The following is a 15,583-nucleotide window of genomic DNA, read 5'->3' as shown; positions in this document are numbered from 1 at the left end:
TGATAAGATGTTTATTTAGGAGGAAATCAAATGGCTAAGAAAACAGTCAAAGATATTGATTTAAAAGATAAAAAAGTCCTTGTCCGTGTTGACTTCAATGTTCCTTTGAAAGACGGCGTCATCACTGATGATACACGTATCAAAGCAGCGTTACCAACAATCAATTATGTGTTGGAGCAAGGCGGAAAAGCGATTCTTTTCTCTCACCTTGGACGTGTGAAAACAGAAGAAGATAAAGAAGGAAAATCTTTAGCACCAGTTGCAAAACGTTTAGGCGAATTGCTAGGTAAAGAAGTGACTTTCGTTCCTGAAACTCGTGGTTCAGAATTGGAAACAGCGATTGCTGACATGAAAGATGGCGACGTAGTTGTTTTTGAAAACACTCGTTTTGAAGACATCGACGGCAAAAAAGAAAGCAAAAATGACGCTGACTTAGGTAAATACTGGGCTTCTTTAGGCGATGTATTCGTCAATGACGCTTTTGGTACAGCGCACCGCGCGCATGCTTCTAACGTAGGGATCGCTTCAACAGGTATCCCAACAGTTGCTGGATTCTTGATGGACAAAGAAATCAAATTCATCGGCGAAGCAGTCGAAGAACCAAAACGTCCGATGATCGCGATCTTAGGTGGAGCGAAAGTTTCAGATAAAATCGGTGTCATCGAAAACTTGATTCCTAAAGCAGACAAAATTTTGATCGGCGGTGGAATGACTTACACATTCTACGAAGCAAAAGGCATCAAAATCGGTAACTCTTTAGTTGAAGCGGATAAAGTAGCTTTAGCAAAAGAATTGATCGAAAAAGCTGGCGACAAACTAGTTTTACCGATCGACAACGTGTGTGCGCCTGAATTCTCAAATGATGTGGAAACACAAGTCATCGAAGGCGACATTCCTGAAGGCTTGATGGCATTAGACATCGGACCTGCTTCTGTTAAACTATTTGCTGATACATTGCAAGGAGCAAAAACAGTTGTATGGAACGGACCAATGGGCGTATTCGAAATGAGTAACTTTGCCAAAGGTACGATCGGTGTTTGTGAAGCAATCGCTAACCTTGAAGATGCAACAACGATCATCGGTGGCGGTGACTCAGCAGCTGCTGCTGAACAATTAGGTTTCGCAGATAAATTTACTCACATCTCAACAGGTGGCGGTGCAAGTTTAGAATTGCTTGAAGGTAAAGAATTACCTGGTCTAGCTGCGATCAACGACAAATAAGCATTAAATCAATGAACAAATAAAATGGTGAGAGGATAACCAACAGATTGCTCAAATCTGTGGTCCTCTTTCATTCTGAATAGGAGTGCATATCATGCGTAAACCAATTATCGCTGGTAACTGGAAAATGAACAAAACTGCATCTGAAGCAAAAGATTTCGCAGAAGCAGTAAAAAACAACATCCCTTCAAATGATAAAGTAGATTCAGTTATTGGATCTCCAGCATTATTCTTACAAGAATTAATGGCTTCAGCTGAAGGTACAGAATTAAAAATCGCTGCACAAAACTCTTTCTGGGAAAACTCAGGTGCATTCACTGGTGAAACATCTCCAGCAGCTTTAGCTGACTTAGGTGTTCAATATGTGATCATCGGACACTCAGAGCGTCGTGAATATTTCCACGAAACTGACGAAGACATCAACAAAAAAGCAAAAGCAATCTTCGCAAACGGCATGATCCCAATTCTTTGCTGTGGTGAGTCATTAGAAACTTACGAAGCAAACAAAACTGCTGAGTGGATCGAAGGACAAATCACTGCTGGACTTGAAGGCTTAACAGAAGGTCAAGTAAGTAATCTAGTTATTGCTTACGAACCAATCTGGGCAATCGGTACAGGTAAATCAGCAGATGCTCAAATCGCTGACGAAATCTGTGGCGTGGTACGTCAAACAGTTGAAAAACTTTACGGCAAAGAAGTATCAGAAGCAGTACGCATCCAATACGGTGGTTCTGTAAAACCTGAGAACATTGCTGAATACATGGCGAAAGAAAATGTGGATGGCGCATTAGTTGGCGGAGCTAGCTTAGAAGCGGATTCATTCTTAGCATTACTTGACGCTGTAAAATAATTCTTGAAAATTTGTGAAAAATGCAAGAAATGTTTGCACTAAGACACAAAATTAACTAAAATCGTATATGAGGGAAATCCCTTAGGAAAAAACCAAACTCAAAGGAGAGACAAAACATGTCAATTATTACTGATGTTTACGCTCGCGAGATTCTAGACTCACGCGGTAACCCAACAATCGAAGTAGAAGTATACACAGAAAGCGGTGCTTTCGGCCGTGGAATGGTTCCTTCAGGTGCTTCAACTGGTGAATACGAAGCAGTTGAATTACGTGACGGAGACAAAGCTCGTTACGGCGGTAAAGGTGTAATTAAAGCTGTTGACAACGTAAACAACATCATTGCTGAAGCAATCATTGGCTACGATGTACGTGACCAAATGGCTATCGACAAAGCAATGATCGCTTTAGACGGAACTCCTAACAAAGGTAAATTAGGCGCGAACGCTATCTTAGGCGTATCAATCGCTGTTGCTCGTGCAGCTGCTGATTACCTAGAAGTGCCTTTATACCACTACCTAGGCGGATTTAACACAAAAGTATTGCCAACTCCAATGATGAACATCATCAACGGTGGATCACATGCGGATAACTCAATCGACTTCCAAGAATTCATGATCATGCCTGTTGGCGCGCCAACATTCAAAGAAGCTTTACGTATGGGTGCGGAAGTATTCCATGCATTAGCTGCAATCTTGAAATCTCGTGGATTAGCAACTTCAGTTGGTGACGAAGGTGGATTCGCTCCTAACCTTGGTTCAAACGAAGAAGGTTTCGAAGTAATCATCGAAGCAATCGAAAAAGCTGGCTATGTTCCTGGTAAAGACGTTGTTCTTGCAATGGACGCTGCTTCTTCAGAATTCTACGACAAAGAAAAAGGTGTTTACGTATTAGCTGACTCAGGCGAAGGCGAAAAAACAACTGACGAAATGATCAAATTCTACGAAGAATTAGTATCTAAATACCCAATCATCTCAATCGAAGATGGATTAGACGAAAACGACTGGGACGGATTCAAGAAATTGACAGAAGTTCTAGGCGACAAAGTTCAATTAGTGGGTGACGACTTGTTCGTAACAAACACTGAAAAACTTGCTGAAGGTATCGAAAAAGGAATTGCTAACTCAATCCTTATCAAAGTTAACCAAATCGGTACTTTGACAGAAACTTTCGAAGCAATCGAAATGGCTAAAGAAGCTGGTTACACTGCAGTAGTTTCTCACCGTTCTGGTGAAACAGAAGATTCAACAATCTCTGATATCGCAGTTGCAACAAACGCTGGCCAAATCAAAACAGGTTCTCTTTCACGTACTGACCGTGTTGCGAAATACAACCAATTATTACGTATCGAAGACCAACTTGGTGAAGTTGCAGAGTACAAAGGTTTGAAATCTTTCTACAACTTAAAAAACAAATAATCAAATGATTGTAAAAATGCCCTTCTTGTGTCGTATGACATGAGAGGGGTATTTTTTTGGTTTTCTTAGAGATAAAAGCGACCAATCAACTATAAGTAAGGTAGTTCGTAGTCAATAGGTTTGATCATGGACGGTGAAAACAATCGCACTGTGAAAACGATTCGACTTTTTACGATATGAAAACCGAAAAATATATAACCTTTCTTTTTGGTTTCTACTATGTTATAGTCTATTGATACTCAACACGACGAACAATTCCTCATTATTTCATCCTCATCATCTGTTTTTCATCCTCAATCAATGCGCCAGCTATTATTGACGTCACTCGCACATGTGTTTAAATAAGCAAAAACATGTGAAATATCCTGTTCTAACAAAAATGAGTGTAAGGACTAAGATCAGCAGTCATCTACTGAAGCACCAGCAGTCATTTGAATTATTTTTGGCAACCATGACTGACAGAACAATTGAAATGAAAACTTCTTGAGTCAAAGACCTAGAGATGTGTCTTACAAGTAAACAAAAATAGTAAATCTAGTTCATAGGAAATGTTAAGTTTCGATCGTGTAACAAAGAATTATGGGAAGGATTATCCTTTTTTAAAAAAAGAGTTGAATGTTCGGATAAACCGTCCACGGGAATTTAATGTAAACTGATTTTGTGAAAAAAATATTAAATTCTGGGGGCTATCCAACAATGAAAAAAAAGGTATCAATGACAATTCTATTATCAACTTTGTTGTTAGTAGGTAGTAAACCACTCTTGGTAAATGCATCCGAGGTAAATAGTGAAAAACAAATTCCGATTGAAGTGCAAGAAGGAAAATTAGCGATCACTTTCGACGAAGGCACAACGAATAAAGTGGATTTCAAACTATCAGATTTTGACTTGAATTCAGATGTACGAAAACAAACGAAGACCTTGAAAGCAACCGCCACAGTAAATAATACAAAATCTGAAGATGTTTTTGTGAACATTTTTGCAAAACTTGACCAATATGGGAATGGACTAGATGTACAGCCTTCTAATCCGTATCTTCAAGCACAACAGGTAATGAGAATGAGCTCAACGAAAATTGAAAAAGATTTCGATGTCATTTTAGATGCAAATGATTATGTCTGGCGATCAAACAGAGATGATAGCGTCAAAATCATTTTAACAGCACAAGAAGTGAATAATCCTTGGGGGAGTAATCCTGAGTAAAAGTAATTATTGCCAGTTGTTAATGGAGTGATAGATAAAAAGAGCGGAAGGTACGAAGTAGACAAAATAGTATGGGGTGCTATATGGAATACTTACATCCTTTCATCTGTCCTATAGAATAATCAAAGAAGAAATGCTGATACGATCAATAAAAAATGTTCTTGTTGATTGGCGAATCAGTGTTCCTTCTTTTATTCTTTCATGCAGCAAGCTGTTTCCATTATAGTTGATTGATCTGACAGTAAGAAACTTAGTAGATATAAGTGGCTATTGTTAAAAACATCATCTAGTTAAAAGTTAGGGATACATGCTCAAAAATTCACGGTTTCAGCAACAAAAACAGTCTGTATATGGCAGGAAAAAACGCTAGCAATTCAAGTAGAACATGGAAACAGCGGCATCGTTCACGGAAAATAAAATGAAATATTCTGACTAAGTAAATTTCTCTTAGTCTAGAATCCTCTAACATGAAGGTTGGTAGAACACATGGAATATATAATGGATACATTTAGTAGCCATTACTTAACAAAAAAGCAAAGCGAAATGTTGAAGTTATTTACAGTTCTAGTAACAGAAAAATATTTATCATTAAATAAATTGAGCGTGGAATTAAACTTGACGATGTATCAAACGAAAATATTACTAGTTGAACTCGAAGAAAACTTCGAACAATTGGATTTCACATTTTCCTCTTTCTTTTTGCTAGAAAAAGGTACGATCGGTTTAATCGAAGGATTTAATCAGGAAGTATTGCTTCAAGTATTTGTCAATTTGAAGAAAAAATTTTTTAATGAATCACCTTATTTTCAATTGTTGCTGTATCTTTTGAAACATCGAAAAACTCGGGTAGTGGATATTTCTGATAAGTTGATGTTTAGTAAGTCTTATTGCTATAAATTGATCAGTCGGCTGAAAGACATTTTTCAGAAACAAAAAATCCCAATCACTATTCATAGTAACTTCGAATCAATTTCTTTGGAAGGAAACGAGAAGTCCATCAGAACGTATCATTATTTAGTACAAGTTATGGCATATAATGTTTTTGCGGATAGCCAGACAAGAGTAAACATTGATTTAGTGGGAGATGGCTATGGAAGTTTAAAAACAACTAAAGTGAAGCATGATATTCTTTTCTCGATACTTGAAAATGCAGTTTCTCGTGGGTATCTCGTGCAAGATTTAGAGAAAGAAGCGCTAGAGATATTCGATAATATGAAAGAGTTGTACGAAGATGATTCATTGACCAAACTAATACCAACTAGAAATATCGAAGATAGGGAAAAAGAAATTGCTTTCTTCTATTTTTGCAGACAACTTCTAATACCTGAAACGACAAGTAAGCGAGATAAAATATTTTTAGGTGAAAAATTCAAACGAATCAGTAGTAATGAGATCGTTGATTTTTCGATTGATGTCGTAGAAACGTTGTCAAATAAATATAATATAAAGCCTGAAGTTGAAAATGTGATTTTATATGAAAGTGTCATTAATAGTTGGGCATATAAAAATATTTATTTTGAAAATTTGAAAGGAATGGCCAATCAACATAGTCCTGACAGTAGAATCCAGGAAGTGAAGAATCTAGTATTAAAAATAGTTGAAAATAGGGATTTAAAAGTTGGCGATCGACAGATATTTGCGAATAAGTTAGCGTACATCTTATCTTATTATTTGCCTATCCAAAATAGCGAGACAGTGATCATCGCTATTTCAATGTTACACCATCCTGAATATGTACCAGTGATCCAAAATAAATTACTGACTATATTTAATAGGAAAATCATTAACTTTACTTCTACTATTGAGGGAGCTGACGTTCTAGTCTCTGATGGCATTTTGTTTCATGAAGAATCACAGGATTTTGCTTTCTTTAGGGATATCCATAATAAAAATCACTGGGACAATTTAAATACAGTTGTTCAAGCAAGGATCATTGCAAAACTAGGTTAACAGGTTCTGCTAGTTCTTGCGCTACTAGGAAAATAAATACTTGAATACAGGAATACTGGATAGAAGCTGAGAAATGTTAGCAAAATCCAGAATACTGTTCTTGGTAGATTGGATAGGAGCCATGATGATAAAAAACAGTTTAATAAAAAAATATGAGTTATTTCGCGTTTCTTCTATTATTCTCGTATTATTCATAGGATGTTTATTTTACATACAACCGGTTGATGCTTCCGAGGAAAATCCAGCATCGATTCTAGTAGATGTACAACCTAAAGAATACGAGATCAGCGATAGCTATATACAATTTAGTCCAGAACTTAATAAGAACTATGAATTTACAGCAACAATTACAAATATAGGCGACAAAGACTTAGACATTGCCGTCTTTCCATCGGTTGCATTATCTACGATGGGAAGTGTCACTTATGTGGAAAACAAAGAAAATCTTTTAGATAAAAATTATGACTTAGCCAAATATGTGAAGATAGCTACTGAGAATGGTGAACTTGAAGATGGAAAAATAAAAGTTGAAGCGAATCAAAGCGAAACGATCATAATTTCGCTCAATATCACTGAAGAACTTGATGGGGAAGTTTTAGGTGGGGTGAATTTCTCTCAAACTCTAAGTGAGCAAAGTAATGAAGATTCCGTAGATATCGTTCATGTTTATGAGAAAGTACTCCTGTTTCACCTTAAAATGAATGAACTAGATACTGAAAAGGAACAAACATATGATGAGTTTGAATTTGTAAACTCACAGGATGCTATAAAACTTGATTACTATGTACTTAATAATAATCCTACGGTGACTTTTGCGGAAAATGGACCATATAAAGTAATCAATCCAAACGGGGAGATCATTTCTGAAGGGGAAATTGAGACACGCGCAATTGCATTAACTCCAATGACTAAAACAAAGCTGAATCTGCCCTTAGTTAGTGATGCAGAATTGGTATCTGGGGAGTATCAATTCATCATAACTGTTGATGGCAAGGAGAAAATAACTAGATTTAGCTATACAAAAGAGGCACTTGAACAATTGATTGAACAAACAAACGGCTCGAATCATGTTGTTGTCAATCAAAGCAACAATATATGGGTGATTGGTTTATTAATCATTTTTTCTACTCTATTGATTGTCATAAGTGTAATACTTTATCTTAAATATAAGAAAACGAGAATCAACAGCTAAGGCTGCGATTCTCGTTTTTCGCTATTAGGCGAAAGGCCAAATTTATAAATGATCAATAATGTGAGAAAAGAAATTCCGGTTCCAGCAAAGCCAAAATACATATCAATGATATCCGGCGTGTTTATAAACCCGAGTACAGTTTCACATAGCGCATTTGCTACAAGTAAAAGTAAAGAAAAAATGATGATATAATTGAACTTTGCACCCATCAATAACCAAAAATAAGGAATCAAACCTAAAATCAAACTAATTGAAAAGTTTGAAATATGAAGATAAAAATCCGAATAAATCGAGGTGAAAATCGTTATATCCCAATGTTTTGATAAATACATAAAAGATCCAGCAGCAATCACCACAAGATACAAAATAGAAGTCCATAACTTGGGTAAAAATTTAAAAGCAAGTTGGTTCTTCATGACGAGTCACCTCCGAATGATGTTTGAGTAATGAATATAGTGAGTTTTCCTGTGTATTGTTAAAAAGAGGTGGTCAAGTTCATTATAGCCTATTTACTTTATTATGTAATATATCAAACAGTAAAGGTCACATCCATATCAAAAAAGACAATACCAAGACATGTCTGGTATCGTCTACAAAACGAACAATCATTTATTTTTTTTATTTTCCGAAATAAACAGAGGCTCTTCTAACTGATCATAATACTTTGGATTTAATTTTGTATCCCCGTTGACGTCGTTTTTTCGAACGACTGATAATAGCATCGGGCTAAAACCTAAAATTCCTAGAACAATAGAACCAACTACTAAACTTGTTTTTCTTAACATAATTGCCTCCCTCTGTAAAATGGTTCGACGAAATAAGCATTTCTTTATGATCGTATAAGACTAAAACCATCCGTATACGACCTATATGCTTCTTATCCAATAAATTTTAATTTTAATAGACAAAAATTACGTATAGTAATAATGAACGAAGCAGATAAGTAAATAGTAGTACAAGTAGCAAATACTATCAAGTATTGCTGTGCTGTCAGAACATACACAAGAAGTATCCGAAAATTTGAAGAGTAAGGAATGAGGGAATATTCAATTGGAAAAGAAGAAAAAATGGTTGCCTCCAGTAAGTGTAGGTATACTATTAGTTCTTTTGACAACGATAGGAATTATTAGAATAAGCGAACCTACAGAAAAAGAAAAACAGATAACCTTTTTAAAAGCACATGAAAAGGAAATGACGGAGTATATTAATCAATCCGAAGGGGAAAAAGTAACAGCGATTAATTATGATTGGAATAATGTTAACCAAGTAGTTATCGGAAATGGTCTTCCTAGTGGAGCTGGCAAAAAAATTCAAATTTTTGGATTTGTAAATAATAAGCCATATATGGATTTCAGACTGGATATAGAATTAAATCAAAATAATATACCTGATATGTCAACTTTACATTATGGACAACAAATAAATAATGAGGAACTTAATCGCTGATATAGAGAATCAAGCTATATGCTGATTTTGCACAATTATATACCAAAAAGAATCTCGAATAAAAATATTGCTAAAATCAAAAACGCAGTTTTGTTAAAAAAATCCCTGATACAGATGATAGTATTGATAGATTGACTGAACATATACAAAAACATATCCAAAATTTGGAAGATCGAGGAATGGGGAATAATCAATTGGGAAAGAAAAAATGGTTGATCCTAGTAAGTATAAGTATAGTAGCAATCCTTGTAGCAACGATAGGATTAAAGAATATAAACGAGCCAACAAAAAGAGAAAGACAAATAGTCTTTTTAAAGGCTCATGAAAAAGAAATGACAGAATTTGTAAAGCAGCAAAATGAAATCGTTAATAAAGTTGTGTTTGATTGGGATTCACTAGAGCAAGAGATAGTGGGGAATGGACTTCCGCAAGGTGCCGGTGAGGTTTTTATTATTCGAATACAAATTATTGATCAGAATAACAAGGAAATAAATTCATTTGGTTTCGCTATAAATCCAGATGATGTTAATAGGCCTAAGAAGATAGAAAAAATGTATACGATCAATGCTAACTATGATTACTATAGTTGCAGTTAGAGAAGGGAGAAAGCCTTGTGAGGAAAAAGAAGATAATTATTGTAGTTAGTTTGACTATTACCTTAGTTCTATTAGGCACGCTAGGAATGAAAAAAATAATGGAACCGACGGAAAAAGAAAAACAAATTGCTTTTTTAAAAGAACATGAAGAGAAATTGTCTAAGTATATAAAACAAGAAAGTCATTCAGAAATCGAAATCAAATATGATTGGAAATCTGTAGAACACAGTCAAAGTATGGCATTCTCAAGGCCAACCCTGGCAATCAAATTTGATGTTATTGATAAGAAAAAAAGTAGTGCAGAAAACTACTATAATAAAGGAAATACTTTAGTCATTGATGTAAATAATGAGTATTCTGCTATAAATGATATGTGGACTACGAATGATATTTTAGAATAAAGATCTTGAATGATGTAGATAAATGACTAATCTCAAAATCAATTTAAATGTTTATGTAATTTGATTTCAAAGACCGCACAAAGTAAAACTAAATAGTTTTGCTTATGAATCTTTGGAAAAAAATGAGGGGATAATCCATTGGGGAAAAAGAAAAAATGGCTGATTCTAGTAAGCGTATGTTTTCTATTAGCCCTTTTTACAACAATAGGTATGAATAAAATGAATGAGCCAACAGAAAAAGAAAAACAGCTTGCTTTTTTGAAAGAACATGAAGAAGAATTAACCAAGTACATTATAGAGAAAAATTCACAAATCAATATAGCTATTATTAAATATGATTGGGAATCATTTAGGATAGAGGATAGCGGAGCTTTTACCCAAAAAATGTACATAGTTGATATTGAGTTATATGACATTGATAAAAATGAAATAGATGGTGGAGCAATTCAAGTTTTACCAAATAACTTAATAAAACCTACTAAGATAGAAGAGATAGCGACCAATAATTTTGAAGAAGCAATGGAGGAGTTAACTAGTGGTGAACTTAGATGATTCATAAAAATTTTTCCATTTTTACAAATAAAAAAAATAGTTATGAAAAACCTGTAAGCACAGTCTACTTTAACCCGATACTTATGTATGAAAGTAGTTAAAAATTGGAAAACCAGGGGATGAGGGATAATCAATTGGGAAAGAAGCAATGGTTGATTTCAGTAAGTATAGGTATATTATTAGTCATTTTGACAATGATAGGGGTGAATAAAATGAGCGAACCAACAGAAAAAGAAAGACAAATAACTTTTTTGAAAGAGCACGAGAAAAAAATTACAGCATATGTTAAGGAAAGAAACGATTACGTAATTTTAAAAAATTATCAAATTAAAAATATTGAGTATGAATGGGAAACAGTTCGAGTTGTACAGGGCATGGCGTTTAGGCCTAAATCCATAGCTGTCAATATCAGTCTTTTTGATGAAACAGATAAAAAGATTGATGGGTTTGAAATATATATTTATACTGATAATATTTCAAATCCTACTAAAATTAAAAGCTTTCAATAAGGTGAAATACAAATGAATATTAAATTTGGTATAGTCAGGGCATTTAATCGAACATCAAGAAGAAATGAGATCAAAAATATAACGTATGCTTGTAACTATTGATTACATAAAGATAAAAGCATAAATAGGTGGGGAAAAAGAAGAAAATTATTGTAGTAAGTTTGACTATCATCTTAATCCTTTTAGGCGTGCTAGGAATGAAAAAAATAATAGAACCGACGGAAAAAGAAAAACAAATCGCTTTTTTGAAAGAACATGAAAAAGAAATGACCATATATGTAAAGTCACAAAATGATAAAATCATAAGCGTTCAATATATCTGGGAAAGTGTAGAAGTTATTATGATTGGAAATAGACTTCCTTTTGGGGCAGGAGAAGCACTCACAATTGAAGGAAAATTCAATCATATTCCTGACTCCAGTTTTTATTTACAATTCAGTCTTGAAAAAACAAATAGAATGCCAGTGATAGGAAGTATGACTGCTTTTAATTCTTTTAGAATTGGGGGGATGCTTCTATGAGAAATCTAGAGAATTTCAATAATATTATGCCAATTTAGTCGAAAGTAGCTATAATAGTCCGCCTAATACTATTTAGAAATATTGAAATAGTATGAATCAAGTGGAATTTGATTATTCTATTGAAGAGATTGATTAATATAGGGATGTAACTGATGAGGAAGCAAAGTTACCAAATAACGGTAAAATTTATCCTCCAACTGATGCTACCGTAAAAATAGTCAAAGAGTTAGGAGAAATAGGTGTTCCAAAAGTAAACAGAGTAAAGTACATACTAATAAATGTTCTCGAATAATAGACAATGTTAAAATCGACAAAGTTGTTATGTTTTAAGGGCCCAATTAGGTGAAATATCGAAAGACTGTCAGAACATACACAAAAATTAGAAGATCAAGGAATGAGGGATAATCAAATGGTAAAGAAAAAATGGTTGATTTCAGTAAGTATAGGTGTATTATTAGTCCTTTTGACAACGATAGGAGTGAATAAAATGAGCGAACCAACAGAAAAAGAAAGACAAATAGCTTTTTTAAAAGAACATGAAAGCAAAATGACAGAGTATGTGAAATCTCAAAATGTAAAGATTCAAAGTGTTAGGTATGAATGGGATAGTTTAAAAGTTGAGGATATAGGTAATGGAACACCTATGGGAGCTGGAAAATTACTGACCATTAATGGGAAATTTAATGATATTGAGGAGTCAAACTTTATATTAAGTTTTGGAGTTGATGAAAAAAATATGCCTGAACTTGATACAATAGGGCTTCTAAGCTCATTATATGTAGGAGGTAGAATTTATGAGTAATTTAGAGAGTTTTGATAATATTTTTGCTAGCCTAGCAGAAAGTGCTTATAATAATCGACCCAATTCTTTTACAAATTACCAAAATATAAAGGTAAAAAGAAAATTTGACTTCTCTAAAGATAAAAAAATTAATAGAAAGTTAACAAAAGGAGGTAAACGGTTACCCAACAACGGTGTGGTTTATCTCCAACCCGATACCACCGTAAAAACAGTCAAAGAGTTAGGAAACATACGAGTGCCGAAAGTAAATGGAGGCTATGAAGTGCAAAGCTATGTGAAAAACACATATAAGCAAGGCCTTTTGACGGATGAGAAAGCTGGCTTCAATGCTTATTATGTAACGGACACGCCTAAGCTATCTATAGAGACCAAACACACTTACTTTGTCACTAGAGGCAGTGATGGTATTTCTTCAAGTAACTTGAATCTCAATGACTGGTGGCATAATAATCAGGCGTTTACCACAAAAAATGCCTATATTCCGCAGGCAAAATTAGCAAATCAAGCCATGCACCAGAAGATAACGGAAATGGCTACAGAAGCACCCAATGCTACAATGGCTGTCACAGGTCATTCTTTGGGAACGATGGTATCGATTCAAGCTGTAGTGAATCTCCCTGAAAAAGATATTGCCAAAATCGACAAGGTTGTTTTGTTTCAAGGACCTGATGCACGTGAAAGTATTAATAAAATGTCTGAACAGGCACAAAAAAATATCCAAATGTTGGAAGAGCAAGGAAAAATCGACTATTATGTCAACGCTTTTGATATTGTTTCGATGTTAAATAGAAATAAGCCTGGGGTAGATGAGATTGGTAATGTCCGCTATTTATTACCTAAATCGTTTAACACCACATTTGATATGGAAGATAAAGACGGCTCGAGTCATGATTTTGGACAGTTTCAAATAAATCCTGATGGGACACTTAAAGAGGCGAATTTAAACGAACATGGTTACATTTTTGCTGCAGGTATAAAGGTTTCTCAATTGATCGATAAATATTTGAATCGTTTAGTAAAAGAAACACCAGAAGGCGGGTTATCTTTTACAGAAGTCATAAAACTGTTGCTATCTGGAGAATATAAAGATTTCGAAAAAGAATATGCCAAGATTATTGCAGAAGCAAAAGTTGCTGGTGAGTGGAATGAGACAGTCAACGAATTACATAAAAAAATTTCTAAATCTTCAGGTTCTAAAAAAATCACTTTACAGTCCGAACTAGTTCAGACTATCATCCAAAAGGCAAAAAATATAGGGGAAGAGTACGAGATGATCTTCAAAAATGCACAAAAAGAATTTGAAGATGAAATCAATGCAATAGCGAAAGAATTATTAGATGGTGCAGGAATGATTAGAAATTATTTGACTTATTGGGAAGTGCAAGACATGATTTCACCTTATGGAAAAAATAATTTATGGGACAGTGGACAAGCCTCATTAAATACGAATCAAGTGAAGCAATACAAAGAGAAGTTGGGAGAGTTTAGTAACAAAATGTCAGTAGTAGCAAATAATCTCTCAGAATACGACAGACATGCAGGAAATAATTTATTTAAAATCAAGTGAAAGGAGTTTAGCGATGGAAGATAGAGAATTACAAGAATTTCTAGAGAGACTTGGACAAGAACAAAAAGAACGGGAACGAGTAGCTATAAAAGCACTTATTCTTGCAAAAGAAAGTCGAATCAGCCAGACAAAGTTAACCTCGATCGAATCCTTAAAAGAAATATCAGAAGGAATGTATCAACAAACAAATAGTGTTTTACCGACTAATTTGAAAGGCGCGTTAGAAGGGGAAAGTGCGGTTGCAGCAGAACAGTATGTGAAGCAAATGAAACAGCCAACATTGATCACACCTGTGAAAAGGGGATAAAAAATGGAGACAGTTGAGAAACAACGGAAACTACAACATTTAGAAGAACAGTTCTACCAAAATAAACGTCAGATACACCGTCAGCAAGAAGAAATAGATAATCAGCTAGTAAATTTTAGGAAAGAAACTGATCAATTGGTACAAAAAATCATGTATTTAACGAAGAATCATCATTGGGATAGTCGACAGTTCTATCATCAAATGGAGACGATAGATCATGATCTCATACGTACAGCTCAAAATTATGCGCAACAATTAGATGAAAAAGAGCAGGAGTTAACAAGGTCATATCGAACAGAAAGAGAAAGAATTCAAGAAATAAATTACTAGAAAAAAACTTCCATGTTTTTTCACAAATCGCTCTTCCTTATAGAAAGACGACTTTCTGGTACAATACGTGTAAGCACTTAAGTTCTAGGAGGAAAAAGATGAGCGAAGATGATGTGAAAGGACTAACCAATACAGGGTTACCATATGATGATATGGACTTAAAAGTTGTACAAGCAAGAAATCATGCGTTGAGACAATGTAGAAGATACAATTTTCTCGTGAATTCTGAAAATCATTACAAGTATATGATTTTGCGGGATCTGTTTGCTTCAATGGGTGAAAATGTCTATATTGAGTCGAATTTCCAATGTGAGTTTGGGTTCAATATTTCTATAGGAAACAATGTTTATCTCAACCATGACATGATCATTCTGGATTGCCATGAAGTGACGATTGGGAATGATGTTTATGTAGGGCCTAGAGTTGGTTTGTATGCAGCCAATCATGCAGAAGATCCGTTCGAACGCGCTGATCATGTCGTTTATGCGAAACCGATTCATATTGGAGATCGAGTTTGGTTGGGTGCGGGAGTGCATGTGTTGCAAGGTGTGTCGATCGGTGCAAATAGCATTATTGGCGCGGGAAGTGTCGTGACAAAAGACATACCAGAAAATGTGGTCGCTGCGGGGAATCCTTGTAAAGTTATTCGACCAATCAAGTACAAAGACCGAGAGAAGATGCTCAAAGACGAAGATAAAGCTTTATTGGTGGAATGATATCA

The 15,583-nt window shown here is 34.8% G+C and carries 19 protein-coding genes; 17 read left to right on the top strand and 2 right to left on the bottom strand.

Features of this window, described 5'->3' with window-relative positions:
- The first annotated feature begins 30 nt into the window (after positions 1–30).
- From IGL24_RS10310 to IGL24_RS10285, 6 genes are all read left to right on the top strand, one after another.
- Entirely contained in the window at positions 31–1,221 is a 1,191-nt protein-coding gene (locus tag IGL24_RS10310; protein WP_010734863.1) for a phosphoglycerate kinase, read from the top strand.
- Positions 1,222–1,315: 94 nt separating this feature from the next.
- On the top strand, positions 1,316–2,071 hold the full coding sequence (gene tpiA, locus IGL24_RS10305) for a triose-phosphate isomerase (protein ID WP_206853542.1): 756 nt from the start codon (positions 1,316–1,318) through the stop codon (positions 2,069–2,071).
- A gap of 116 nt (positions 2,072–2,187) precedes the next feature.
- Positions 2,188–3,486: a phosphopyruvate hydratase gene (eno, locus tag IGL24_RS10300; RefSeq protein ID WP_206853545.1), complete on the top strand. Its 1,299-nt coding sequence runs from the start codon at positions 2,188–2,190 to the stop codon at positions 3,484–3,486.
- Between the two features lie 696 nt (positions 3,487–4,182).
- Positions 4,183–4,689: a hypothetical protein gene (locus IGL24_RS10295; RefSeq protein ID WP_206853548.1), complete on the top strand. Its 507-nt coding sequence runs from the start codon at positions 4,183–4,185 to the stop codon at positions 4,687–4,689.
- A 486-nt stretch (positions 4,690–5,175) separates the two neighbouring features.
- On the top strand, positions 5,176–6,639 hold the full coding sequence (locus IGL24_RS10290) for a helix-turn-helix domain-containing protein (protein ID WP_207114961.1): 1,464 nt from the start codon (positions 5,176–5,178) through the stop codon (positions 6,637–6,639).
- Positions 6,640–6,739: 100 nt separating this feature from the next.
- Positions 6,740–7,831 carry a WxL protein peptidoglycan domain-containing protein gene (locus tag IGL24_RS10285; RefSeq protein ID WP_429968441.1) on the top strand — a complete coding sequence of 364 codons (1,092 nt, stop codon included), beginning with the start codon at positions 6,740–6,742 and terminating at the stop codon, positions 7,829–7,831.
- Here IGL24_RS10285 and IGL24_RS10280 read toward each other — a convergent pair.
- Positions 7,828–8,247 (bottom strand): hypothetical protein, encoded by a 420-nt coding sequence (locus IGL24_RS10280; protein ID WP_206853554.1) that lies wholly within the window; start codon positions 8,245–8,247, stop codon positions 7,828–7,830. The two genes, IGL24_RS10285 and IGL24_RS10280, sit on opposite strands and share 4 nt — an antisense overlap.
- 189 nt (positions 8,248–8,436) lie before the next feature.
- The gene (locus tag IGL24_RS10275; RefSeq protein ID WP_206853557.1) at positions 8,437–8,616 is read right to left on the bottom strand and encodes a hypothetical protein; all 180 of its coding nucleotides are present in this window, start codon (positions 8,614–8,616) and stop codon (positions 8,437–8,439) included.
- A 265-nt stretch (positions 8,617–8,881) separates the two neighbouring features.
- Here IGL24_RS10275 and IGL24_RS10270 point away from each other — a divergent pair, with 265 nt between their 5' ends.
- The 11 genes from IGL24_RS10270 (at position 8,882) to IGL24_RS10220 (ending at position 15,578) form a co-directional block, all read left to right on the top strand.
- Positions 8,882–9,277, top strand: a complete 396-nt coding sequence (locus IGL24_RS10270; protein WP_429966326.1) for a hypothetical protein — start codon at positions 8,882–8,884, stop codon at positions 9,275–9,277.
- A gap of 179 nt (positions 9,278–9,456) precedes the next feature.
- On the top strand, positions 9,457–9,873 hold the full coding sequence (locus IGL24_RS10265; RefSeq protein WP_429966325.1) for a hypothetical protein: 417 nt from the start codon (positions 9,457–9,459) through the stop codon (positions 9,871–9,873).
- Between the two features lie 17 nt (positions 9,874–9,890).
- On the top strand, positions 9,891–10,274 hold the full coding sequence (locus IGL24_RS10260; RefSeq protein ID WP_429966324.1) for a hypothetical protein: 384 nt from the start codon (positions 9,891–9,893) through the stop codon (positions 10,272–10,274).
- Between the two features lie 138 nt (positions 10,275–10,412).
- Entirely contained in the window at positions 10,413–10,826 is a 414-nt protein-coding gene (locus IGL24_RS10255; protein ID WP_207699434.1) for a hypothetical protein, read from the top strand.
- 104 nt (positions 10,827–10,930) lie between these two features.
- Complete coding sequence (locus IGL24_RS10250; RefSeq protein WP_429968440.1) at positions 10,931–11,335, top strand: hypothetical protein; 405 nt, start codon at positions 10,931–10,933, stop codon at positions 11,333–11,335.
- Between the two features lie 128 nt (positions 11,336–11,463).
- On the top strand, positions 11,464–11,856 hold the full coding sequence (locus IGL24_RS10245) for a hypothetical protein (RefSeq protein ID WP_207699432.1): 393 nt from the start codon (positions 11,464–11,466) through the stop codon (positions 11,854–11,856).
- Between the two features lie 409 nt (positions 11,857–12,265).
- Positions 12,266–12,658 (top strand): hypothetical protein, encoded by a 393-nt coding sequence (locus tag IGL24_RS10240; RefSeq protein WP_242699692.1) that lies wholly within the window; start codon positions 12,266–12,268, stop codon positions 12,656–12,658.
- Positions 12,651–14,225 carry a cutinase family protein gene (locus tag IGL24_RS10235; RefSeq protein WP_207699430.1) on the top strand — a complete coding sequence of 525 codons (1,575 nt, stop codon included), beginning with the start codon at positions 12,651–12,653 and terminating at the stop codon, positions 14,223–14,225. The genes IGL24_RS10240 and IGL24_RS10235 overlap by 8 nt, the downstream gene beginning before the upstream one ends.
- A gap of 13 nt (positions 14,226–14,238) precedes the next feature.
- The gene (locus IGL24_RS10230) at positions 14,239–14,532 is read left to right on the top strand and encodes a hypothetical protein (RefSeq protein ID WP_206853570.1); all 294 of its coding nucleotides are present in this window, start codon (positions 14,239–14,241) and stop codon (positions 14,530–14,532) included.
- A 3-nt stretch (positions 14,533–14,535) separates the two neighbouring features.
- A complete protein-coding gene (locus IGL24_RS10225) occupies positions 14,536–14,862 on the top strand; it encodes a hypothetical protein (RefSeq protein WP_207699429.1) in 327 nt (108 codons plus the stop codon).
- Between the two features lie 98 nt (positions 14,863–14,960).
- Positions 14,961–15,578, top strand: coding sequence for a sugar O-acetyltransferase (locus tag IGL24_RS10220; RefSeq protein WP_207114956.1), 618 nt, complete (start codon positions 14,961–14,963; stop codon positions 15,576–15,578).
- Positions 15,579–15,583: the final 5 nt, after the last annotated feature.

The sequence above is a fragment of the Enterococcus sp. DIV2371 genome (assembly GCF_050498525.1).
GTDB lineage: Bacteria > Bacillota > Bacilli > Lactobacillales > Enterococcaceae > Enterococcus_B > Enterococcus_B mangumiae.
This window is presented reverse-complemented; position numbering and strand designations above follow the sequence as displayed.